This window comes from Thauera sp. SWB20 (assembly GCF_000831325.1).
Classification (GTDB): domain Bacteria; phylum Pseudomonadota; class Gammaproteobacteria; order Burkholderiales; family Rhodocyclaceae; genus Thauera; species Thauera aminoaromatica.
On sequence record NZ_JTDM01000012.1, the window covers coordinates 169,171 to 193,162 of the forward strand.

The following is a 23,992-nucleotide window of genomic DNA, read 5'->3' on the forward strand; positions in this document are numbered from 1 at the left end:
ACTCAGAGGGGGTGATGGAGACGAGGTGCATCCTTGTTGTAACGGACGGCGGCCTGTGGGCCTATTGGACGGCGGCAGTCATCCAGACTACCCGCAAATCGTACGGACAGAGGGCAAATGATCAATAAAGCGTATCCACGCTGCGGCATGATTCAGCCCTCGAATACGCCCTTCCAAGTGCTGCCCCTTTAGAGCAACAACGGGCTGGGTGGCTCGCACATCCAACCGTAAGAGAACCCCTTTCACCTCTCGCTTCTCCCATTCGAGTGGTTGCCCTTCGATTGCAATACCCTCGCTCTTTGCGTGATCGACGGCATTGGTGACGAAATCAGGGTCCTCTCTGATGGCTGCCGGGCGGCGTACGATAAGCGTCATTTCGGCCGCGTCGACTCCCAGGAGGATAAGACCTTTGAGGATCATCTTGAAGTCGCGACCCTCCGTCCCGAAGTAAATCTTCCCCGTCTTGGGACCCGTACGCTGAATCAAGGCTTCTGCAAGTGCACTCATGGCAAGACGATTCTCCGCATTGCGGGCTGAGGCGTATGCCCGCTCGACAATTCTGAAATACTCGCACTGTTGTTCCATGGAGCGAGGTGGACGCGGCACGGGGATGGTTCCCTTTGGGTGCTGCACTGATTGCTTGGCATACATGCGAAGGTATGCTTCGGTAGCAGCAGTGATTGCACTGGCTGGAATCGCGAAAATGCTCTCCAGCTTCTGGATCGATGTGCCCGAGAAGTGTCTTCGAAGCAGCGTTATCAGTAAGGATGGTGTTGGCAGGGTCGGCTTGATCAGATCACTGAGAGTGGGAAGTGTTCGTGCTGCGGGTGCATGCTCAATGATTGATGCCTGAGCTTTGGCACGCATCGCCACATGGTGACGCAGAAAGGCAACCGCGCTATGGGCGAAATCACGATACTCCCGCTTGTAGGGCATTGAACTGGATAACCCACAGATGCGCCCAAGGTCCGGTCCACCCAGGTGGCGCAAGCGATGATCCAGTGCAAGGTCGAGATACCTGCCACTGAGCCAATCGAGGAGATGAAGGTAGCTTTGACATGTTGTGCTCGGACTCAAGTGCCCCATCAGCGCGGCGACTTGATAGAGATGGCGACGTTCTGGATAGTGCTCGCTGCCTTCAAGCGTCGGATAAAAACGCGTGCGCAACAGCACCTGACTTGCGTTACTGAGCAGGTGCGCGTCAAGAAGCGGTAGTTTTCGTGTCAGCAGTTCCGGTTCGTCCGCAGCGAGCATTGCGACCAGGACCCAGTTGGCAAATGAATGTCGCAGATGATGGAAACGAAAGGGCACCCCAACCTGCCCGGTGATCGCGGCGAAGAGCGCCGTTATCGGATCAATCAGCGTTGAATACGGTGTCGGTGTCCAGGGGGCGTCGGGGCTCGCGAACAGCAAGCCATCCTTGCCGTCGGCCTGGGCCTTCCTTCGTTCGTGGAAATCCATCAAGATCGTAAGCTCATCAACCGGCAGCAGCGCGCGAAGGGGAATCCGGCGCTTGGCTGCATTCGACTTGAGAGATGCAAGCTTCGATGGGCGAATCAGTAGAAAGGGGTCAGGCCCCGGATGGACGTCGTGGATCCTGAGCATCTGGGCTTCACGCCGTCGCAAACCGGCGCGGTAACCCAGCATTCCGGCAAGAAAGACCATTTCTGCGGCAGGATGATTCCGGTTCATCTCCAGGGCCTTTTTGAAGCGCTGGAACTCCCTTTCCGTGACGAGATTCGCTGATACCCTGACGCTCCCCTTGGCGACCCACCCGTCGAGCTCGCGCAGATCAATATCGGGCGCACCTCCCAGAAACAGGTAATCGTGGAAGTCGCGCAACCGACCCCAGAAGTACGCGCGACGGGACTCGGTGCCGACCCGTCTGGCGGCGAGCTCGTACAAGGTCTCGAAGTCATCGACATCCAGATCAAGAAGGTCGAGATCCTCCGCTTCGTAGATCAAATGTACCGCCAAGGTTCTGAAGTAAGTCTGCGCGCTGGATGCCTTGATCTTTCCCAACGGACATCCAGGGTCCAATCGCCACATCGTCCAGCCGATCAGCGCGTGGGTAATCGGCCACAACCTGCCGTGGTGCTCCTCAAGGATCTTCTTCAGACGATCGATTGCCCCGCGCTTGTTGTCCAAGGTCTTGCACACTTGCCGGGTGATACTCATCTGGCTGTTACGTGGCAAGTCGGGATCGAAATCGACATCCAGTTCTATGGCGGCTGGCGCAAGAGGGGGCGCGTGTTTCGGCTCAGCCGAAGGACTATCAGCGGCTGGAAGCCTTGCGCCCAATACTCGCTGAAAGACGGGATCAGGCAAGGAGTGACTTTCTAGGTCTTCCGCAAGATAGGCCGCAACGAAGCCGGGGGCCGAAAGGGCGGTGGAGACGCGTACTGCGCGCAACAGCTCGTTGAGTTCCCCTCGCCATGGCGGGAGCTCGAGTGTATTGAGAGTCGCCTCGAGACGGGACCAAAGTACTGCGCGACCCGCGCGGACATTGCCCTCCGGATGCAGCAGCGGCCCGTTCTCAAGAACCTTGGTCAGCAAAGTCGCTGTGAGCGCGTCGGGATACCACCTAAGCGGCCGGCCGTTCGGTGATCCGGAAACCGGTAGGTTGAGCGTTGCCCACAGGACACCGTCGATCATTTGCACCGCATCGGCGCTTAGGCCAAGAAGTGCGCTCAGTCGCTCGGTGGAGAGAATCCCACCGTTCAGTACGGCCGAAAGCATGAACGCGTGGTAGCGTTGTCTTGAATCAAGAGAGCTGCCGAGCCGGTCGAGAAATGCCGCTTCGATCGGGCGAAGCCGCGTGAGGAGCTGAAAGTCCCGCCGGACGAAGCTCGGTCGCTCTGGGGGCAGCTTGACTCTTTGCGACCCCGGACGAACATTCCAGCGTTTCAGACGGTGGCCTTCTCCAAGCAGCATGTCCCACCAGTTCGCAAGAATCCGGTGGGCTGCCAGCTCGGATTCGGTGGCGAGAAGGTTGGATAGCTGGGTCTCAAGAAATTCCGGGGTATAACCGGGATCCGGTTGCCCGCTCCAAAGGTGCGGTACATTCCTGGCCATCCAGCTGGCAAAATGACCAAATTGGGATTTGCGTTTCTTCAAGTCCCTCGGTGTGGAGGCAACTGCCCAATCGGGCCATCCCGTGCTCGGTGCTTCGACCCATTGAGTCATGAAGTGCTGAGACTTCTCAGAAGTGGACTTTGAAGGACCTGAAAGCCTGAGGCGTCACAGATCTTGGTGATTGCCGTGGCGGCCAGACGTTGCCACTGCAGGGGAGGGAGCGAACTGAATCGGTCCCAAGGTCCCTCGCCGCGCTCGCCATGGCCTAGCGTAGCGTTGATTACCGGCCCCGGAACACCAAGGTGCAGCAGTTCTGTCCGAAAAAAATGACGCAGTGCTCCGATGCGCAGTTGCCATGTGCTGCCGAGCAGATGTTGAAGCTCCAGCGGAAAGGTCGGCGTTAGCTGGCTACCATGCTTAGTCAGGAGGAACAGGGAAGGGGTGGCGGCACGCAAGAGTTCGAGATCCCGGTTACGGTTCGGTGCCGTGTGCGAGGAAAGGGAGACCAGGCGATCGCGGGCGTCGAGGTGATCGATGCCTTCCGGATTGGCAAGGGCCAGATACTGTCGCAGGCGCGTCACGTGCTGGCTGTATGCCCTCAGCTGATCGAGGAGCATCGGATGGAGCCATACGATTCGTGACTGTTCGTAGCTCTCGTTATCCTTGTCGCTCACGAAGCAGAGGCCCGTCGCACGGTCGATGTCAAAGTGCGCGGGTAGCAGACTCGATACGCCACGCAGTCCGGTTGTCGCGAGCAGGAAAAACGCGACGTAGGCCGTATATGCGTTGTGCCTTTCGACATATTTCACACCGGCTTCTGATGCTAGCTTTGCTACTGCGTTGAGGACGGTGAGGACTGTAGTCCGTACGCTCGCCCGCGTTGGCACGTGTAGCGAGCCAACGTGTGTTGCGCCATATTCGGGAGCACTTGTTGGTGCTGTTGCGGTTGCGGCAGGATAAGGCAGCCCGGCTAGCTGGTATAGGCGCGCACAAGCGCCGGCATAGAGCGTCTGCAGACGGCTCACTGGGACGGCCGAGTACACACAAGGGTTGTGCTGATTTGGGGGTATGCCTCTGAAGTAGAATTCGTACACGCGGTCGTTCCCGCCAAGCTGCGCCATGAATTTGGCGAGCAGGCGCCCGACGCGGTCCGGGTGTAGTGCCGTGCCGCGGGTTTGGTTGAGGGCTGCGAGTAGCTGCGCGAATTCAGGTTCGTAGGAGCGTTGAAATAGTGGTTCCTGAGCGTGCTCAACGCGACTCAGTGCAGTGGTGAGCGCGGGCGGCACCTCCAGCTCGAACCCTTTGGCTGCGGCGAGGGTGCGAATTGCCGGCTCGCCCTCAATGCGTGGCGTGACATGCTTTGGGGATGCGACAGGGAGCCAGATGCGCCCTGTTGTGGGTGTCCACAAGATGGTTGGCGGAACGCGGGCGCGGTTATGGGGCGCCGTGCGTACTTTCCTGATTTGCAGCGTTTTGATCGCTTCCGGCGCTCTTGACAGGAACAGCCGGCATGCCGCCCAAGCGGCTACGAGTGGCCTGTCGGACGCGGAGATTTCTCCCCAGTCGTCAGTGGTCAGGTTATCGATCAGGTCCACTAGCAGTTCCATTTCGTACCCTGACAGGGTGGCGTGCGTAACGGGGAGCTGCTGGTTAGCCAGCGTGATCGCCTGAGCCGTGTATCGTGCAACATTGCGTGCCAAAGCTCGACGATCGCCTCTGTTGGCCGCAGATGCGGACCGTGGCGCAACGGCGATCAACGTTCCGCGTTTGGGCCCGTCGCCTGGAGGCGAAAAGTCCAGATCCCGGTCGTGCCGATGGGTCGAGCCGTCATCCTCAACGAACTGGGTCACACCAATGTCAGGCAAACCATCATCCCCTTCGAGCGTTCGGGAAATAGAACGAGAGGGCTGAGTCCCGTCAATGGCGCCGTGCCGCCCCGCTTTGTGCGTATCCGCCCTGCCGGTCTGCAGGTGATGCTGGACCTCCCAAACGCCGGTCTCGAACCACTGCAATGCCCGATGCAGGTATCCAAGATTCCTGAGTGTGCCGGTCACCAAGGGTCTAAGACCCAGTCGTGACATGTGGTTCTCGAAGTGCTCGAGGAGCGCTTGCGGATGCATCGGTTCGAGGGGGAGTTCGAGCAGAAATGGCCGCAACGATTCGTCTGGTCGATCAGTGAGCTGACGAAGACTGAGGCCGACCATGTACGCGGGATCGGCCACGGTGTTGATGAGTGTGCGGTCCCGCTCCAGCCTCATCTGGACGGGGAACATTGATACCAGCAGCGTACCGTACTGTTGCTCAAGCTCAGGGTCTGCACAAACGTGCCAGAAAACGCAGTAATGGGGATGTGAGGCGTAGTACCCCTTCAGGATTCTTCGACCGCCTCCTAAGGCTTCCGGGAAAAACTGAGCAACGCAGGAAGCACCGTCAATGACCTGCTCCAGTCCCGCCAGGCACGCACTGATGAGCGGTTGTTGCTTTTCGTCAGTAACGCGAACGAGGGACCGCAAGACTGGAACGAGTCTCCTGGCTACAGCCAGAATTCCGATCAGGTCGTCCGGCATCCTTAGGATGCTCGTGAGCGGAGCGAGCAGGTGGAGGATCTCCTCGCGGCTATTCATGGAACGTTGCCTCAATCGCTGGTGCCCTGTTCGACTGGTGGCGGCTCTGCTTCCTGAAGAAGATCAAGCGTGACGCTTTTTGCCGCCTTGTCCGTCTCATCAATTTTTGAGCGGTTTCGCGTGGTGTGTCGGTGCATCGCGGTGCGCGACATTCCGACAAGCCGGCCAATCGCAGCATCACTCGTGACATCCACATAGCGGCCAGCCTCGGAGCGCAAGACCTGATCGCTCTTCAGCGCCGTGGCGATGAGCGCGAGATCGTCGGGATCAGGTCTGCAGATCAGCTTGATCAGCAGTGTGTCCAGCAACTCCAGTTCATCTTTGTTGGGCAAAGGTGCATCGTTGGCAACGCAGAGCGCCCACGTGCGGTGGTCACGGGAGTATCTTTCCAGGAGGAGTTGCAAGGTTCGTCGGCCGGCCAGCAATGTGTAGCGGCGTGCGTTTGAGGTCGCACCACCGGGTTCCTCGCGGACGACTAGGGGTTGAAGCAGCGGCAGGAGGGATAAGGCCTCCTCCCGCACGGTCGGGATGCTCTGAGGCAGGTGCCGCAAACCGACGCACCACGGTCGAGCGGGCGGTGGGAGATCGATCTGATTCAGGCGCAACCTGACGGTCCGAGGAATATCCATGGTGTAGGCATCCGGATGGTCTAGGGCTTCGCGCGACAGCGAAAGGTGTGCGGCAACTGTACCTTGGCCGTGCCATTGAGCCGCCCGTCAAGCGTCTCCACGAAGACGTTGCCAAGCGAGGTATTCCGAACGGCGCAGGCGATAGCGGGCGACGCTGCCTTCATGTAACTGCATGAGGGCCGCAGTGAGCAGTTCTGCGAAGGCCGCTCGGTCGGATTCTGGTGCGTTTTCTGCGGCCAGTCGGGCAATCACCGCTTGATTGGGCGGCTGCAGGCCTTTGACGACGGCTTGTACCGCTTGGATCAAGACCTCGCGATACTTGATCTTCAGCGGATCGGGTTCGACCATGGTCTGGCTGATGGCCAGGTAGCGCTGGCACGAGCGCTCATAGGCCCAGACGAACACGTCCCGCAGAAGCTCGATCTGGTTGAGTTCGTAGACGCCCAGCGTTCCTTCGACGTAGGCGCGTTCGGGGACGTCGATGAACGACAGTGGACACAGGTTGTGCTTGATCAGCGAGATGTTTGCGCCGATTCGCGACACCCGTTTGTTCACATCTTCGAATGGCTGCAGGTAGGGTAGCTGCACCATGACGAAGAACGCCTGCTCGAAGGGGTCCGGGATCGCAGCGGTCTTGCCCAGCAGGAGGGCAAAGCAGTCTTCGACTACCTGCGGCATGGCCAGGGGATGAAATACGGTGCCGGAAATATCAACGGGCCGTCGTCGCAGCCTGCCGCAGGCGTTCGGGTTGCGCATCAGATCCTGAGAGAGCACGGAGTGGAGGTTCTTGAACGTGAAGGGATCGAAGCCTATCTCGTCGGCGTTCTCGATCAGCATCTCGATGGCCGCCTTGTGGTTGAGGATCATTTGCGTCTCAATGGCATCCTTGCCTTGAGCGACCTGACCGTATTCGATCAGGTTCTGAGTATCCAGGCGGGTATATGTGTTGCCTTCCAGTCTGGATGAGGCCCAGGACAGATCCACCAGCAAGCGGCCAAGGATTTCGCGAGCGTAGGTGCCCGCAGGGCGCTCGCCGACCGGGGTGCGCCCCATTTCGTGAAGCTGACTTCGCAGCGACTCGGGCAGATAGAACGTCGCGCCCGGCTGATAGGCTTCGAGGAAGTCTCGCCGATAACCTACTGGTCGGCGGTGCATTAGCGGCAATCTCATCCGATCCCGGATTGCGGCCCCCTCGGGAGAGACTGGCACGTACAAGTCCGTCTCGGGTGCCTTCACTTCGTCGGTTCGAGGCTCGGCATCTGCTGTCGATTTGTAGACGAGCGCGATGCTCTCGCCTTCCTTCGTCAGTCGCCGCGCGTCGATGAGCTTTTGCAGGCGACGCTGCAGCGTCCGACGGTTGGGCCTCATGCCCTGACGACGCTCGATCTCGGCCTCAATGGCGGATATGCCCAACCCCTTCGGGTGATCCGCGACGATGGACTCGATGAGCTTGAGCTCTTCTGTAGGGGCAATCCGCGACATCGGTCCGTTCTCCATCATGCGTTCGGATCTGTAATGACCACAAGAGCGACAAAGCGCGACAAGGAGCGACATTATTGTGTCGCGCTAAATGTCGCTGTTCAAGAGAGCAGTGCTGCGATGGTCAGAGGGGGGGGTCGTGCGTGGCCGACGTTTGTCAGATGGGCGTGTCTTTGCTTTGATGAATTGATCGAAGGACTGCCTGATCCTTGGCTTTCGAGCTCCGTCACGTTCCATTATGGAACATAGAGAACTATACCTCGGGTACGCGGAGCAAAGATGCTGTATCGTTGAGACAAACGGCGGGAAAGGGTCATTGCAGGAGACCTGAGCATGTGGCTAGGTAGACCCGTGCAACGGTGTTAAGTGTTATAAAACAAGGTATTGTGTTTGCTCTGAGTTGAGCGAAATACTGTGCTAATGGCCTGATTTCCGAGAGATTTGTCGGATAGAGCCGTCTAGCGGAGCATTGCCACGCCTACGTGGCAAGTCCTCCGAAGGCAGGGGTCGGACGTTCGAATCGTCTCGGGCGCGCCAAACAATTCAATGGGTCAGGTCTTCGCGGGCCTGGCCCGTTTTGTTTTGTGCCCATCCTGTGGCTGAACCGTGACCACGCTGTGACCAGGCCGGTGTGAGCTCAGCCCGTCCTCGCTCCCGTTCGAGCGTTGCCTTCCGTGACCGAGCTGTCGGGGCTCGTGCGTCCTGTGCCAGCTTCAGTTCGATCTGCAGTCCCCGGGGTGGCCAGGTTCCAGTTTCCAACTGCCGTGAATGCCCGCGGCGCATGGCTGCTTCTCCGACCGCGTTGCGCTCAGTGTGCGCTTCGAAGCCGCCCGGGCACGCGCCCGAATCGGCTCGCCGAGTCATCCTCGTGCTCGATCGAGCCTCTCCCGCGACGCCCATGATTGCAGTGTTTGTGACGATTCATTTTTCTGAAACATTGCGCCGCTAGCATTCGGCGTGGTGCTACAGGTGCCGTTTCTTGCGCCTGGCCTCGTGCATAACTTTCGGAGAAATCGATGAAACGAACCGTTCTTGCTTCTGCATTCCTGGCGCTCGCCGCGTCGTCGGTCCAAGCCGAATCGTTGGTCAAGGTTGACGGCTCCAGCACCGTGTACCCGGTCACCGAGGCTGTCGCAGAAGATTTTCAGAAGTCGGTCAAGGGCGAGATCAAGGTCACCGTGGGCATTTCCGGGACCGGTGGCGGTTTCAAGAAGTTCTGCCGCGGTGAGATCGACGTCGCCAACGCATCGCGCCCGATCCTGAAGAAGGAAATGGAAGACTGCGCCAAGGAAGGGATCACCTACTACGAACTGCCGGTGGCCTTCGATGCGCTGACCGTCGTCGTCAATCCGAACAGCAAGATCACCCAGCTCAGCGTCGCGCAGCTCAAGAAGATGTGGGAGCCGGATGCCCAGGGCAAGGTCTCGAACTGGAACCAGGTCGACCCGTCCTTCCCGGATGCGCCGCTCAACCTCTTCGGGGCGGGTTCCGACTCCGGTACGTTCGACTACTTCACCGAGGCCATCAACGGCAAGTCCAAGGCTTCCCGGGGCGACTACACCGCCTCCGAGGACGACAACGTTCTCGTCCAGGGCGTGTCGCGTGATGTCAACGCGATCGGCTACTTCGGCTACGCCTACTACGCCGAGAACCAGGGCAAGCTGAAGGCCGTGGCGATCGTCAATTCCAAGGGCGAGGCCGTGCTGCCGTCCGAGAAGACCGTGATCGATGGTTCGTACAACCCGCTGGCCCGTCCGATCTTCATCTACGTCTCGGCGAAGGCGCTCGAGCGCGCGGAAGTGCGCCAGTTCGTCGATTTCTACATGAAGAACGCCCCGGCGCTCACTTCGGAAGTCAAGTACGTGCCGCTGCCGGCCAAGGCCTATGAGGCCAACATGGAGCACATGAAGAGCAAGAAGCTCGGCACGGTGTTCGGTGGCCATGCCGACGTGGGCGTGACGATCGAAGAGCTGATCTCGCGCGAAGCCAAGCTCTGATCCTTGATTCTCCGAACTGCCTGGATGGGGGTTGTCCCGTCCAGGCAGTTTTTCACCCTTGGAGGGAGCCGTGCCTGGATCCCGAGTCATGAGGATGGACATGTCGTCCATGCACACCACTACGGTCAGCGAGCGCCTGTCGAGAAAGCTTTCGCGCAATGTGCGCGAGCGTGCCATCGAACTCGTACTCTTTCTTGCCGCCTCGGTTTCAGTCCTGACGACCATCGGGATCATCTGGATCCTGATCTTCGAGTCGTATCACTTTTTCGAACACGTCCCGGTGTGGGATTTCCTCACCGACACGATGTGGACGCCGCTGTTCTCGACGCCGCGCTACGGCATCCTGCCCTTGCTGCTCGGCACCGTAACCACGTCCCTGGTCGCGCTTGCGGTCGCGGTGCCGCTAGGCACGGTGATCGCCATCTACATTTCCGAGTTTGCCTCACCTCGTGTGCGTGAGATCGTCAAACCGTTTCTCGAGTTGCTCGGTGGTGTCCCGACCATCGTTTATGGCTATTTTGCGCTGACGGTCGTTTCGCCCGTTCTGCAATACTTCTTTCCGTCCCTGCCCGGCTTCTCGATGCTCGCAGCGGGTCTCGTGATGGGCATCGCGATCGTTCCGTACATCAGTTCGCTCTCCGAGGATGCGATGCGGGCGGTGCCGATGAGCCTGCGCGAGGGTGCATACGCGATGGGCAGCACGCGCTTCCAGACTGCCGTGAGGGTGGTCCTGCCGGCCGCGATTTCCGGCGTGCTTTCGGCTTACATCCTCGGGATTTCGCGTGCAGTCGGCGAGACCATGATCGTGGCGGTTGCTGCAGGCATGCAGCCGAACTTCACCATGGATCCGACGCAGCCGGCGCAGACGATTTCGGCCTACATCGTGCAAGTCGCAATGGGCGACCTGCCGCATGGTTCGATCGGATATCAGTCGATTTTCGCTGCTGGTCTGAGCCTGATGCTGCTGACCCTGTTCTTCAACATCATGGGGCACCTGATTCGCCGTCGTTATCGCGAAGCCTACTGATACCGGATTCCTGAGAATGAACAATCAAGACATCGCTTCGATCCGCGGCATCATCCGAGGCAACCGCCGCTGGGACCTGATCTTCGCAGTTGCCGGCTTCCTGGCGTTGACGGTCGGGGTGCTGGCCTTCGTGACCTTGTTCGGCCAGATGGTGATCAACGGATGGGAGCGCCTGAACCCGGACTTCTTCACCAGCTTTCCGTCGCGTCGGGCGGCAAATGCGGGCATCTTGTCGGCGTGGGTCGGCTCGCTGCTGGTCATGCTCGTGACCGCCTTGTCGGCCGTTCCCCTCGGCGTGGCGGCAGGCGTCTATCTCGAGGAGTACGCCCCGAAGAATCTGGTCACCGACATCATCGAGATCAACGTGACCAACCTCGCCGGCGTGCCGTCCATCGTCTATGGCCTGCTCGCCCTGGGCGTGTTCGTCTACATGTTCGGCTTTGGCCAGAGCGTGCTGACGGCGGGTTTGACGCTCGGCCTGCTGATCCTGCCCGTGATCATCGTCGCCACGCGCGAGGCGCTGCGCGCGATTCCGGTTCATGTGCGCGAAGGTGCGTATGGCTGCGGCGCGACCCAGTGGCAGGTGGTCAGCGACCATCTGGTGCCTTACGCGACTCCCGGCATCATGACCGGCGTGATCATCGGCCTGTCGCGAGCGATTGGCGAAACCGCGCCGATCATCACGATCGGTGCCCTGACCTTCATCGCCTTCCTGCCCGCGTCGCCGATCTCCTCCACGGCGCCGTTCATCAACTTCGACTGGCTGTGGTCGGGCTTCACCGTGATGCCGATCCAGATGTTCAACTGGACCTCGCGCCCCGAAGAGGCATTCCAGCAGAACGCGGCCGCGGCAGGTCTGATCCTGGTGCTGATGACCCTGCTGATGAATGCACTTGCGATCTGGCTCCGCTATCGCCTGCGCAAGAGCATCGCTTGGTAAGCGACGCTGCCCGACTCCGAAAACTGATCCAGAGACGCCCTCATGGCCAAAACTGAACTGAAAACCGAACTGAAGGCGGAAACCCGCGATTTCAACTTCTATTACGGTGACTTTCACGCTCTCAAGAAGGTTAACCTTCCGGTGCTGGACAAGCGCGTGACCGCGCTCATCGGCCCCTCGGGTTGCGGCAAGTCGACCCTGCTGCGCTCGTTCAACCGCATGCACGATCTGTACCCCGGGAACCGCTACGAGGGCGCCATCGTTTTCCATCCGGACAACACCAATATCGTCGATCCCAAGGTGGACCCGATCGAGGTTCGCATGCGCATCGGCATGGTGTTCCAGAAGCCGAACCCGTTTCCCAAGTCGATCTTCGAGAACGTGGCCTATGGCCTCAAGGTACGGGGGGAGCGCAGTCGCAGCGTGATCGAAGGGCGTGTGGAAAGCGCACTGCGTGGCGCCTCCCTGTGGAATGAGGTCAAGGATCGCCTCCAACAGCCCGCCACCGCGCTGTCGGGCGGCCAGCAACAGCGGCTCTGCATTGCGCGCTGCCTGGCCACCGATCCGGAGCTGCTGCTGTTCGACGAGCCCACCTCCGCGCTCGATCCGATCGCGACCGCGAACATCGAGGAACTGATCACCGAGTTGCGCGAAAAGGTCACCATTCTGATCGTGACCCACAACATGCAGCAGGCCGCCCGGATTTCGGATTTCACGGCTTACATGTACGTTGGGGAATTGGTCGAATACGGCGTGACGGGCGACATCTTCACCAAGCCGGTCAAGAAGGAAACCGAGGATTACATCACCGGGCGTTTCGGCTGAGCGAAGTTTCGGCCAGGTGCGGCGGCTGAGATCCTCGGGATTCCATCTTCAGGCGTCGTCGCGCGCCTGCAGCCCGAGGCGTCGCATCTTTTCCCACAGGGTCTTGCGGGTGATGCCGAGTGCCTCGGCGCTGTGGGTCATGTGCCCGCGATAGCGCGCGAGCGCTTCCTGCGTGCGCGGATCGATGCGGCGGGCTTTCTCCGGGTGGGCGCGGTTGAAGGCCTCGACGAACTGCTGCATGAACCAGGCGCTGGCTTCCTTGCGCTCGCGCAGCGGCGGAATGCGCAGGTGGATGACGTTGATGCGGTAGTGGAGATCTTCGCGGAAGCGGCCGTCCTCGACCATCGCCCTGAGGTTGCAGTGGGTGGCGCAGACGAGGCGGAAGTCCACCGCAATCGTCGTCTCGCCGCCAAGCCGTCGCAGCCGATGTTCCTGCAGGGCGCGCAGCAGCTTGGCCTGCACCGACAGCGGCATGTCGCCGATCTCTTCCAGGAACAGCGTGCCGCGCCAGCACCATTTCAGGCACAGGGTCCGGCATGTTGCGGCGCACCTTGTTGGTGGCATCCTGGTGCGGGACGGCGCCGGCCGCCATCACGGAGTAGCCAAGGACACGGCCGATCCGATCCGCAAGCACGAAAGGGGGACGGGGGCCACTCGGCTGATTTGCCAGCGCGCGTTGCCTGAGCCACTCGTCGAGCGTGGCTTCCCCGCAGGCGAGCCTGCCGAGCAGATGGGTGGCTGCAAGTGGCTGCGGCGCGATCGAGGGCGAAGTCCTCGACGCACAAGCGGTGCGCGCCTCGATTGCCCGCCGTATGGGTGTGGACATTGGCGCCGTCGTGCCGGCGGGTCTCGCCGGGTCTTCCGGTCAATGCACGAGGGTGCGCAGCCACCGACCGATGTCGGCGATCTCCTCGAGGCTCACCGAGTGCGGCAAGGGGTAGCGGTGCCATTCCGGCTCGATGCCCAGCTGCCGGAGGACCTCGACCGCGTGCTCTCCGAGTGCGGGAGAGACGACATCGTCGTGGGTGCCGTGCGCGGCGAAGACCGGAACCTGTCGATTCGCTTCCACGAACCCATCGACCAGCAGCCCGGGGCTCGGGATGTAGGTCGACAGCGCGATGATGCCGGCCAGCGGGGTGGGGTGGGTGAGCCCGGTCAGATAGGCCACGGCGCCCCCCTGCGAGAAACCGGCGAGGATGACGCGCTCGCCGGGCACGCCGCGGTCGGCCTCGCGCTGGATCAGTTGGCGGACGAGGGTGCGCGATTCGAGCAGTCCGGCCTCGTCGATCTGGCGGCTGTGCGGGGCGAGCGAGACGATGTCGTACCAGGCGCGCATGACGTAGCCGGCGTTGCAGGTGACCGCACGATAGGGGGCGTGCGGAAAGAGGAAGCGCACGGCGGGGCTGCGGGGCAGGGCCAGCGCCGGGACGACCGGCTCGAAATCGCTGCCGTCCGCGCCCAGGCCGTGCATCCAGATGACGCTGTAGCGGGGATCGGGTCCGGTCTCGAGCTCGATGGGCGGGGTGTCGAAGACGAGGCCTGGGGAGGAATGGAGGCTCAAGCGGGTCACCTTGTGGGAGAGTGGAGCGTCGGCGCGCGCGGCCGCGCTCGCAATTGGGCACGGAAATGCGGATGGGCACGGAAAAACGGATCGAACGGATGAATCCTGAGCAACTGGTGCTGCTGCTCGAGCGCGAGATGCCCTTCGGCAAGTACAAGGGGCGGGTGATCGCGGATCTGCCGGGATACTACCTCGCGTGGTTCGCCCGCAAGGGTTTCCCGCCAGGGCAGCTGGGCCAGTTGCTCGCGCTGATGCACGAGCTCGACCACAACGATCTGGCCGGGCTGCTCGAGCCGCTGCGCAGGGCGCGGAGGCAGGCTGCCGCAGGGCCGGGCGGCGTGTAACATGCCGGCCGGTGACAAACAGGGATGTGCATCGGTCATGCGCCCGGGTCCGGTGATCGGAGCCCCGGGACGGCGGCCGTGCATGCACGACTTTCCGCTGGATCAGGGGACGGACCGATGCCGCGCTTTCTTCATACCGCCGATTGGCAGATCGGCCGCCAGTACGCGCGCTTCGCGCCCGAGGACGCGCTCGCGCTGGCCGAGGCGCGCTTCTCTGCGGTGGAGCGCCTGGCGGGCATCGCGCGGCAGGAGGCGGTGGATGCGGTGCTGGTGGCCGGGGATGTCTTCGATGCGCAGACGGTGTCCGATCGCACGATCCGCCGGCTGTTCAACGCCATGGGGGCGTATGCAGGCCCGTGGGTGCTGATCCCCGGCAACCACGACGCGGCGCTGGCCGAGAGCGTGTGGTCGCGCGCCCGCCGCCTCGGGGCCGTGGCGCCCAATGTGCATCTGGCGCTGGGCGCGCAGGTGATGGCGTTCCCCGAGCGCGGTTTCGTCGTGCTGCCGGCGCCGCTCACCCAGCGCCAGACCCCGGCCGACGAGACCGCGTGGTTCGATCACGCGGAGACGGCGCCCGGCTTGGTCCGCGTCGGCCTCGCCCATGGCAGCGTCCAGGGCGTGCTCGCCGAGGACATCGACTCGCCCAACCCGATCGCCGCCGACCGCGCCACCCGCGCCGCGCTGGATTACCTCGCGCTCGGCGACTGGCACGGCACACGGCGGATCGATGCGCGCACCTGGTATAGCGGCACGCCCGAGCAGGACCGATTCAAGGCCAACGATCCGGGCAATGTGCTGCTCGTGGACATCCCCGCGGTCGGGGCCGAGCCGGAAGTGGAGGTCCGGGCGGTGGGCCGGCACCCCTGGATCGCGCTCGAGGAAAAGCTGGCGGTGGCCTCGGATCTCGAGGGCACGATCGCCCGCCTGGAGGCCTTGCCCGAGCTTGCCGTGGTCGACCTGAGCCTGTCCGGCGAGATCCACCTGCTCGGCAGGCAGCGGCTCGAAGCCGCGCTCTCGGTGGCGGAGGCGAGGTTCCGCAGCCTGCGCGCCGACCTCTCCGGGCTGCGGCTGCAGCCCACCGAGGATGATCTCGCCGCCCTGCACGCAGACGGCTACGTGGGCCGGGTGATCGCCGAGCTGCACGAGGAGCAGGATGGCGAGAACGCGGAGGTCGCGAGCGAGGCGCTGGCGATCCTCGCCGCGCTGCTGCTCGAGGCGCAGGCCCAGGGAGCTGCGGCATGAGGCTGCTGCGCCTGAAGGTCGAACAGCTGCGCCGCTTCCGGCAGCCCGTAGAGATCCGCGATCTCGATCCCGGCATCAACCTCTTCACCGGACCGAACGAGTCCGGCAAGAGCACCCTGGTGCGCGCGATCCGCGCCGCATTCTTCGAGCGCTACAAGTCCTCCAGCGTGGAGGATCTGCAGCCCTGGGGCGATTCGGCCGCCGCGCCCACGGTCGAGCTGGAGTTCGAGTCGCAGGGCAAGCGCTGGAAGCTGGTCAAGAGCTTCCTGAAGCGCAAGCGCTGCGATGTCAGCGTAGACGGCGTGGGGTTCAGCGGCGAGGAGGCGGAGGACAAGCTCGCGGACCTGCTCGGCTTCGAGTTCCCCGGGCGCGGGGCCAGCCGACCGGAGCACTGGGGCATCCCCGGCCTGCTGTGGATCGAGCAGGGCGCCGGGCAGGAGATCCACAAGCCGGTCGAGCATGCGGGCAGCCACCTGAAGTCCGTCCTGGGCGCCAGCCTCGGCGAGGTGACCAGCACCGCGGGGGACGAGCTGATCGCCCGGATCACCCGGGAGCGCGCGCGCCTGCTGACCGCCACCGGCCGGCCCACCGGCGACTTCGCTGCGGCGCTCGAGGCGCACGAGCGGCTCGCGCGCGAGCACGCCGATCTGCAGGGGCGGATCCGGCAGTATCGCCAGCAGGTGGATCGGCTCGGGCAGCTGCGCGAGGAGCAGGCCCGCGACGAGTCCGAGCGCATCTGGGAGGTCTACCGGCAGCAGGCCAGGGCGGCTGACCTCCGGCTGGCCGAGGTCGTCTCCTGGCAGCGCGAGCAGGAGCGCGACCAGCAGGCGCTGCAGGCCTGCCAAGCCGGCATGCGCACGAGCCTCGATCTGCTCGGCCGCTTCGAGGCGCAGCGCAAGGACCTGCACAGGCGCGCCGCCGACCGCCAGGCGGCCGAACAGGCGCTCGCCGCGCAGGATGCGCGCAGGCCGGCCGTGGAGCGTGTGCTCGGCGATGCCCGCAAGGCCTTCGAAGCGGCCCGGGCGACGGTCAGGCTGGCTCGCGAGCATCAGCAACGCAAGGACCTGGTACGGGAGCTGGCGCAGGTCGATGGCGAGCTCGCCGGCCTGGATCAGGCGCTGGCGCGCGCCCGCGAGCTGCACGAGCGGTGGCTGCGGCAGCGCGCGTTGCGCCAGTCCCTGCAGGTCGACGCCAAGGCGCTCAAGCGCCTGCGCAAGGTGGAGGAGGAGCTCGCCCGGCTTGCCATCCGCCAGGAGGCGGTCGCCACCCGACTGCAATTCGACCTGCGCGAGGCGGGCGCGCTCACCTTGGGCGGCGAGCCCTTGAGCGGGCGGGGGGAGCGCCTCCTGCTGGAGCCGACCGAGATCCTCGTCGCGCAGCTGGGAAGCCTGCGCATCCTGCCCGGCGGCGACGACATCGCCGATCTGGTGCGCACGCGCCAGGGGCTGGCGGACGAGAGGGCGAGCCTCCTGTCCGCGCTCGGCGCGGACTCGCTGGCCGCGGCGGATGCCCGCCACGAGCAATGCCGCGAGCTCGACGAGTCCATCAAGCGCGACGCATCGGTGCTCGAGTCGCTGGCGCCCGAGGGCCTCGAGGCGCTGGCGGGTCGAAAGCAGCTCACGCAGGCGCGCCGGGAGGATCTCGGCAAACGGATCGGGGCCCTTCCCGAACCGCAGGAAGACAGCCTCTCGGTGTCCAGGGCCGAGGCGCAGCTCGACGCTGCCGAGGTGTCCCTCAAGGCGGCCGAGGCCGACGAGGCGGGCTTCCGCAGTGCGCTCCTGCTCGCCACGCAGGCGCTGGAGAGTGCCCGGGCCGAGTGGAGCCGGCTCGACGGCGAGCTGCAGGGCGCGGATCGCAAGGCGCGCGAAAAGCAGGCCGAGGACCAGCTGCTGGAGCTGCGTGCCGGCGAGAACCGGCTCGACCAGGCCCTGCGAGAACGGCAGAAGCAGATCGATCAGGCCAATCCCGGCGTCCTGCGCCAGGACGTCGAACGCTTCACGCGCAGTGCGGATGCGGCGGAGAAGGCCGCCGAGCAGCGCCGCCTCGAACTCGAGCGCCTCCGGGCCAGCCTGGAGGCGCTCGGGGCGGAGGGCCTGGAGGAGCGCAGCGCGGAACTGGACGTCGAGCTGGCGCGTGCTGCGCGCCGTAGCGACGAGCTCACGCGGCGTGCCCGCGCGCTGGACCTCCTGCTCGTCCGTCTGACGGATCACCGCCTGCAGCTCACCCGTCAGCTGCAGGCGCCCTTGCAGCGCCACCTGAACCGCTATCTGCAACTGCTGTTTCCGGAGGCCAGCCTGAGCGTGGACGAGGCGCTCGTGCCGGAGATCCTGGTGCGCCAGGGCCACGGCGGGGAAGAGCGTGGCCGATTCGCCGAGCTGAGCTTCGGCGCGCGCGAGCAGATGGGCCTGATCAGTCGCCTCGCCTACGCCGACCTGTTGCGCGAGGCCGGCCGGCCGACGCTCGTGATCCTGGACGATGCGCTGGTGCACAGCGACGTCGAGCGCCTCGGCAACATGAAGCGGGTGCTGTTCGATGCTGCCGACCGGCATCAGATCCTGCTGTTCAGTTGCCACCCGGACAGCTGGCGGGACCTGGGCGTCGTGCCCCGGGACGTCGCCGCGCTGGGAGGCTGAGCGACCACGCCATGACCCGCCGACGGCCCGACAACTCCTTCCACGGTCTCACGCTGGAGGAGGTCCTCTTCCGACGCGCAGACCGGCTCGGCTTGCCGACGCTCGGCGGCGGGTGAGCATCCGCGGCTTCGATCACGAACCCGGCATCGCCTCCGGCCCGAGTTCCTGCACCGCACGCCGTGGGCGCGCGCACAGGTCGAGGCCCTGTACCTCGACACCCGGCCGCCCGCCACCGGCCCGAGCGCGGGCGCGCAGATCCACGGTCCGGGCGCCGGAATCGACTCATAAGAATCTTCGATTCATTTTGTGTTGACGGATTTTCTCGGGTCTCTATAATGCGCGGCTTCCCGAACGCAACAGCGAATCGGCGAAACAGGAAAGCAGCTGAATTCTTTCCTTGCTGCAAGACGGCAGATCTTTAAAAACTTGGACAACCGATAAGTGTGGGTGCTTGGTTGTTGTGGTCGGCGACTTTGGTCGCATAGGTATCACAATGATTGGTGCTCATGCTGATGTAAGTCAGTATTTTGAGTACTTTGCTGGATTGAACTTAAGAGTTTGATCCTGGCTCAGATTGAACGCTGGCGGCATGCTTTACACATGCAAGTCGAACGGCAGCGGGGGCTTCGGCCTGCCGGCGAGTGGCGAACGGGTGAGTAATGCATCGGAACGTGCCCATGTCGTGGGGGATAACGTAGCGAAAGCTACGCTAATACCGCATACGCCCTGAGGGGGAAAGCGGGGGATTCTTCGGAACCTCGCGCGATTGGAGCGGCCGATGTCGGATTAGCTAGTAGGTGAGGTAAAGGCTCACCTAGGCGACGATCCGTAGCGGGTCTGAGAGGATGATCCGCCACACTGGGACTGAGACACGGCCCAGACTCCTACGGGAGGCAGCAGTGGGGAATTTTGGACAATGGGCGCAAGCCTGATCCAGCCATGCCGCGTGAGTGAAGAAGGCCTTCGGGTTGTAAAGCTCTTTCGGCCGGGAAGAAATCGTGGTCTCTAACATAGGCCATGGATGACGGTACCGGACTAAGAAGCACCGGCTAACTACGTGCCAGCAGCCGCGGTAATACGTAGGGTGCGAGCGTTAATCGGAATTACTGGGCGTAAAGCGTGCGCAGGCGGTTTTGTAAGACAGATGTGAAATCCCCGGGCTTAACCTGGGAACTGCGTTTGTGACTGCAAGGCTAGAGTACGGCAGAGGGGGGTGGAATTCCTGGTGTAGCAGTGAAATGCGTAGAGATCAGGAGGAACACCGATGGCGAAGGCAGCCCCCTGGGCCTGTACTGACGCTCATGCACGAAAGCGTGGGGAGCAAACAGGATTAGATACCCTGGTAGTCCACGCCCTAAACGATGTCGACTAGTCGTTCGGAGCAGCAATGCACTGAGTGACGCAGCTAACGCGTGAAGTCGACCGCCTGGGGAGTACGGCCGCAAGGTTAAAACTCAAAGGAATTGACGGGGACCCGCACAAGCGGTGGATGATGTGGATTAATTCGATGCAACGCGAAAAACCTTACCTACCCTTGACATGTCTGGAACCTTGCTGAGAGGCGAGGGTGCCTTCGGGAGCCAGAACACAGGTGCTGCATGGCTGTCGTCAGCTCGTGTCGTGAGATGTTGGGTTAAGTCCCGCAACGAGCGCAACCCTTGTCACTAGTTGCCATCATTTGGTTGGGCACTCTAGTGAGACTGCCGGTGACAAACCGGAGGAAGGTGGGGATGACGTCAAGTCCTCATGGCCCTTATGGGTAGGGCTTCACACGTCATACAATGGTCGGTACAGAGGGTTGCCAAGCCGCGAGGTGGAGCCAATCCCTTAAAGCCGATCGTAGTCCGGATCGTAGTCTGCAACTCGACTACGTGAAGTCGGAATCGCTAGTAATCGCAGATCAGCATGCTGCGGTGAATACGTTCCCGGGTCTTGTACACACCGCCCGTCACACCATGGGAGTGGGTTTCACCAGAAGTAGGTAGCTTAACCTTCGGGAGGGCGCTTACCACGGTGAGATTCATGACTGGGGTGAAGTCGTAACAAGGTAGCCGTATCGGAAGGTGCGGCTGGATCACCTCCTTTCAAGAGATCAGGCCATGATGGCCAAGTATCCACAACTTATCGGTTGTTCAGGCGAGAAGAGCCTCGGATGAGGGTCTGTAGCTCAGCTGGTTAGAGCACCGTCTTGATAAGGCGGGGGTCGTTGGTTCGAACCCAACCAGACCCACCAATCAAGGGTTGCTCGAGACAGGGGGGCTGTAGCTCAGCTGGGAGAGCGGCGGCTTTGCAAGCCGTAGGTCGTCGGTTCGATCCCGACCAGCTCCGCCAGGACTGTCCAAGCAACAGGTTCGAGAAGTAAGAGATGTCGATGGCGCTCGAAGATCGTGGCGTCGTCATCTCTTACTTCTTGGTCGGCAGCTTCGGCTGTCGCGCGTAGAGGTTTGCTCTTTAACAAAGTGGAAGAAGTGTAGTACGTACCGAGCCGGTGCGTACTGCAAGTTGTGTGATTGCATCGATCCAGGCTGAGCTTGTCAGCGCAGGCTGGATCGCACAAACGAGTTCGTTCCTGTACGCGGGCCTTCGGGATGGCAACATCGAAGAGGGTCCAAGGTTATAGGATCAAGCGACTAAGTGCATGTGGTGGATGCCTTGGCGATCACAGGCGATGAAGGACGTGTAAGCCTGCGAAAAGCGTGGGGGAGCTGGCAATAGAGCATTGATCCCACGATGTCCGAATGGGGAAACCCGGCCCGCAAGGGTCATCTCACACTGAATACATAGGTGTGTAGAGGCGAACCGAGCGAACTGAAACATCTAAGTAGCTCGAGGAAAAGAAATCAACCGAGATTCCGTAAGTAGTGGCGAGCGAACACGGAAGAGCCTGCACGACTAAACCATCAGCTTAGCAAAACGGTCTGGAAAGTCCGACGATACAGGGTGATAGTCCCGTATGCGAAAAGCCGGTGGCGGGTCTGAGCGTGCGACAAGTAGGGCGGGACACGAGAAATCCTGTCTGAAGATGGGGGGACCATCCTCCAAGGCTAAATACTCGTGATCGACCGATAGTGAACCAGTACCGTGAGGGAAAGGCGAAAAGAACCCCGGGAGGGGAGTGAAATAGATCCTGAAACCGCATGCATACAAACAGTGGGAGCCTCGAAAGGGGTGACTGCGTACCTTTTGTATAATGGGTCAGCGACTTACGTTCAGTTGCGAGCTTAACCGAATAGGGGAGGCGTAGCGAAAGCGAGTCTGATAAGGGCGTCAGAGTAGCTGGGCGTAGACCCGAAACCGGATGATCTATCCATGGCCAGGATGAAGGTGCCGTAACAGGTACTGGAGGTCCGAACCCACTAACGTTGAAAAGTTAGGGGATGAGCTGTGGATAGGGGTGAAAGGCTAAACAAATCCGGAAATAGCTGGTTCTCCCCGAAAACTATTTAGGTAGTGCGTCGTACGGACACTTGCGGGGGTAGAGCACTGTAATCGTTGGGGGGGTCATTGCGATCTACCCCGCGATAGCAAACTCCGAATACCGCAAAGTGATATACGGCAGACAGACATCGGGTGCTAACGTCCGGTGTCAAGAGGGAAACAACCCAGACCGCCAGCTAAGGTCCCAAATGCATGGCTAAGTGGCAAACGAGGTGGGAAGGCATAGACAGCTAGGAGGTTGGCTTAGAAGCAGCCATCCTTTAAAGAAAGCGTAATAGCTCACTAGTCGAGTCGTCCTGCGCGGAAGATGTAACGGGGCTCAAGCCATGAACCGAAGCTGCGGATGTGTCTTTGACACGTGGTAGGGGAGCGTTCCGTAAGCCTGCGAAGGTGTCTCGTAAGGGATGCTGGAGGTATCGGAAGTGCGAATGCTGACATGAGTAGCGATAAAGGGTGTGAAAAGCACCCTCGCCGTAAGCCCAAGGTTTCCTGCGCAACGTTCATCGGCGCAGGGTGAGTCGGCCCCTAAGGCGAGGCAGAAATGCGTAGTCGATGGGAAACAGGTCAATATTCCTGTACCGCTCTTAGATGCGATGGGGGACGGAGAAGGTTAGCTCGGCCATCTGTTGGAATAGGTGGTTTAAGCGTGTAGTCGTGCCGCGTAGGCAAATCCGCGTGGCTTAGATGAGGCGTGATGACGAGGATCCTCGGATCCGAAGCGAGTGATACCCAGCTTCCAGGAAAAGCCTCTAAGCTTCAGTCTAAGAGTGACCGTACCGCAAACCGACACAGGTGGGCTGGTAGAGAATACCAAGGCGCTTGAGAGAACTCAGGAGAAGGAACTCGGCAAATTGATACCGTAACTTCGGGAGAAGGTATGCCCCTGGTACGTGAAGGCCCTCGCGGCCGGAGCGGAACGGGGTCGCAGAGAATCGGTGGCTGCGACTGTTTATTAAAAACACAGCACTCTGCAAACACGAAAGTGGACGTATAGGGTGTGACGCCTGCCCGGTGCCGGAAGGTTAAGTGATGGGGTGCAAGCTCTTGATCGAAGCCCCGGTAAACGGCGGCCGTAACTATAACGGTCCTAAGGTAGCGAAATTCCTTGTCGGGTAAGTTCCGACCTGCACGAATGGCGTAACGATGGCCACACTGTCTCCTCCTGAGACTCAGCGAAGTTGAAATGTTTGTGAAGATGCAATCTCCCCGCGGCTAGACGGAAAGACCCCATGAACCTTTACTGTAGCTTTGCATTGGACTTTGACGGGACTTGTGTAGGATAGGTGGGAGGCTTTGAAACCGGGACGCCAGTTCCGGTGGAGCCAACCTTGAAATACCACCCTGGTGTCGTCGAGGTTCTAACCCAGGCCTGTGAATCCAGGTCGGGGACCGTGCATGGTGGGCAGTTTGACTGGGGCGGTCTCCTCCCAAAAGGTAACGGAGGAGTACGAAGGTCACCTAGGTACGGTCGGACATCGTACTGATAGTGCAATGGCAAAAGGTGGCTTGACTGCGAGACCCACAAGTCGAGCAGGTGCGAAAGCAGGTCATAGTGATCCGGTGGTTCTGTATGGAAGGGCCATCGCTCAACGGATAAAAGGTACTCTGGGGATAACAGGCTGATTCCGCCCAAGAGTTCACATCGACGGCGGAGTTTGGCACCTCGATGTCGGCTCATCACATCCTGGGGCTGTAGCCGGTCCCAAGGGTATGGCTGTTCGCCATTTAAAGTGGTACGTGAGCTGGGTTTAAAACGTCGTGAGACAGTTTGGTCCCTATCTGCCGTGGGCGCTGGAAGTTTGAGAGGGCCTGCTCCTAGTACGAGAGGACCGGAGTGGACGCACCCCTGGTGTACCGGTTGTGACGCCAGTCGCATCGCCGGGTAGCTATGTGCGGAAGAGATAACCGCTGAAAGCATCTAAGCGGGAAACTCGCCTCAAGATGAGACTTCCCCGGGGCCTCGAGCCCCCTGAAGGGTCGTTGAAGACCACAACGTTGATAGGCCGGGTGTGTAAGCGTGGCAACACGTTCAGCTAACCGGTACTAATTGCCCGTGTGGCTTGATCCTATAACCTTCAAAACAAAACGAACTCAACCCCCTGGTTGCCAAAACAACGCAACCAGACAATCACACAACACTTCTTCCTAACTTTGGCCTGCAAACCACGCAGGCAACAA

General features: G+C 61.5%; 12 protein-coding genes, 2 tRNA genes, 2 rRNA genes and 1 pseudogene. 11 read left to right on the forward strand and 6 right to left on the reverse strand.

The features are described 5' to 3' along the window. Positions 1 to 87 precede the first annotated feature (87 nt). The 4 genes from PO78_RS03595 to PO78_RS03615 all read right to left on the reverse strand — a co-directional run bounded on the left by PO78_RS03595 (position 88) and on the right by PO78_RS03615 (position 7,828). The gene (locus PO78_RS03595) at positions 88 to 3,117 is read right to left on the reverse strand and encodes a hypothetical protein (RefSeq protein WP_156147761.1); all 3,030 of its coding nucleotides are present in this window, start codon (positions 3,115 to 3,117) and stop codon (positions 88 to 90) included. 65 nt (positions 3,118 to 3,182) lie between these two features. Beyond that, positions 3,183 to 5,699 (reverse strand): site-specific integrase, encoded by a 2,517-nt coding sequence (locus tag PO78_RS22735; RefSeq protein ID WP_156147762.1) that lies wholly within the window; start codon positions 5,697 to 5,699, stop codon positions 3,183 to 3,185. Positions 5,700 to 5,710: 11 nt separating this feature from the next. Further along, positions 5,711 to 6,328: a hypothetical protein gene (locus PO78_RS22740; RefSeq protein WP_156147763.1), complete on the reverse strand. Its 618-nt coding sequence runs from the start codon at positions 6,326 to 6,328 to the stop codon at positions 5,711 to 5,713. Positions 6,329 to 6,415: 87 nt separating this feature from the next. Beyond that, the gene (locus tag PO78_RS03615; RefSeq protein WP_231570605.1) at positions 6,416 to 7,828 is read right to left on the reverse strand and encodes a Fic family protein; all 1,413 of its coding nucleotides are present in this window, start codon (positions 7,826 to 7,828) and stop codon (positions 6,416 to 6,418) included. Positions 7,829 to 8,823: 995 nt separating this feature from the next. Between PO78_RS03615 and PO78_RS03620 the strand changes: the two genes are divergently transcribed. From PO78_RS03620 to pstB, 4 genes are all read left to right on the forward strand, one after another. Next, positions 8,824 to 9,804: a PstS family phosphate ABC transporter substrate-binding protein gene (locus tag PO78_RS03620; RefSeq protein WP_043742070.1), complete on the forward strand. Its 981-nt coding sequence runs from the start codon at positions 8,824 to 8,826 to the stop codon at positions 9,802 to 9,804. 109 nt (positions 9,805 to 9,913) lie between these two features. Then, positions 9,914 to 10,831, forward strand: a complete 918-nt coding sequence (gene pstC / locus PO78_RS03625) for a phosphate ABC transporter permease subunit PstC (RefSeq protein WP_231570606.1) — start codon at positions 9,914 to 9,916, stop codon at positions 10,829 to 10,831. Between the two features lie 16 nt (positions 10,832 to 10,847). Beyond that, a complete protein-coding gene (gene pstA / locus PO78_RS03630) occupies positions 10,848 to 11,771 on the forward strand; it encodes a phosphate ABC transporter permease PstA (RefSeq protein WP_004307148.1) in 924 nt (307 codons plus the stop codon). Positions 11,772 to 11,813: 42 nt separating this feature from the next. Beyond that, the gene (pstB, locus tag PO78_RS03635) at positions 11,814 to 12,596 is read left to right on the forward strand and encodes a phosphate ABC transporter ATP-binding protein PstB (protein ID WP_012584421.1); all 783 of its coding nucleotides are present in this window, start codon (positions 11,814 to 11,816) and stop codon (positions 12,594 to 12,596) included. A 48-nt stretch (positions 12,597 to 12,644) separates the two neighbouring features. Here pstB and PO78_RS23500 read toward each other — a convergent pair. Both PO78_RS23500 and PO78_RS03645 read right to left on the reverse strand, forming a co-directional pair. After that, a pseudogene (locus tag PO78_RS23500) lies at positions 12,645 to 13,100 on the reverse strand (sigma 54-interacting transcriptional regulator); the annotation flags it as partial. A 361-nt stretch (positions 13,101 to 13,461) separates the two neighbouring features. Next, a complete protein-coding gene (locus PO78_RS03645; RefSeq protein ID WP_043742075.1) occupies positions 13,462 to 14,157 on the reverse strand; it encodes an alpha/beta hydrolase in 696 nt (231 codons plus the stop codon). A gap of 98 nt (positions 14,158 to 14,255) precedes the next feature. Between PO78_RS03645 and PO78_RS03650 the strand changes: the two genes are divergently transcribed. From PO78_RS03650 to PO78_RS03680, 7 genes are all read left to right on the forward strand, one after another. Beyond that, on the forward strand, positions 14,256 to 14,501 hold the full coding sequence (locus PO78_RS03650; RefSeq protein ID WP_043742169.1) for a DUF3820 family protein: 246 nt from the start codon (positions 14,256 to 14,258) through the stop codon (positions 14,499 to 14,501). A 117-nt stretch (positions 14,502 to 14,618) separates the two neighbouring features. After that, complete coding sequence (locus PO78_RS03655; protein WP_043742076.1) at positions 14,619 to 15,743, forward strand: metallophosphoesterase family protein; 1,125 nt, start codon at positions 14,619 to 14,621, stop codon at positions 15,741 to 15,743. Continuing rightward, positions 15,740 to 18,376 (forward strand): AAA family ATPase, encoded by a 2,637-nt coding sequence (locus PO78_RS03660; RefSeq protein WP_043742077.1) that lies wholly within the window; start codon positions 15,740 to 15,742, stop codon positions 18,374 to 18,376. The genes PO78_RS03655 and PO78_RS03660 overlap by 4 nt, the downstream gene beginning before the upstream one ends. 546 nt (positions 18,377 to 18,922) lie before the next feature. After that, positions 18,923 to 20,461, forward strand: a 16S ribosomal RNA gene (locus PO78_RS03665). 71 nt (positions 20,462 to 20,532) lie between these two features. Continuing rightward, positions 20,533 to 20,609 (forward strand) — tRNA-Ile (locus tag PO78_RS03670). Positions 20,610 to 20,631: 22 nt separating this feature from the next. Further along, positions 20,632 to 20,707 (forward strand) — tRNA-Ala (locus PO78_RS03675). Positions 20,708 to 20,996: 289 nt separating this feature from the next. Then, positions 20,997 to 23,882 (forward strand): 23S ribosomal RNA (locus PO78_RS03680). Together the 16S and 23S rRNA genes with 2 tRNA genes alongside form the textbook arrangement of a ribosomal RNA operon. Positions 23,883 to 23,992 lie beyond the last annotated feature (110 nt).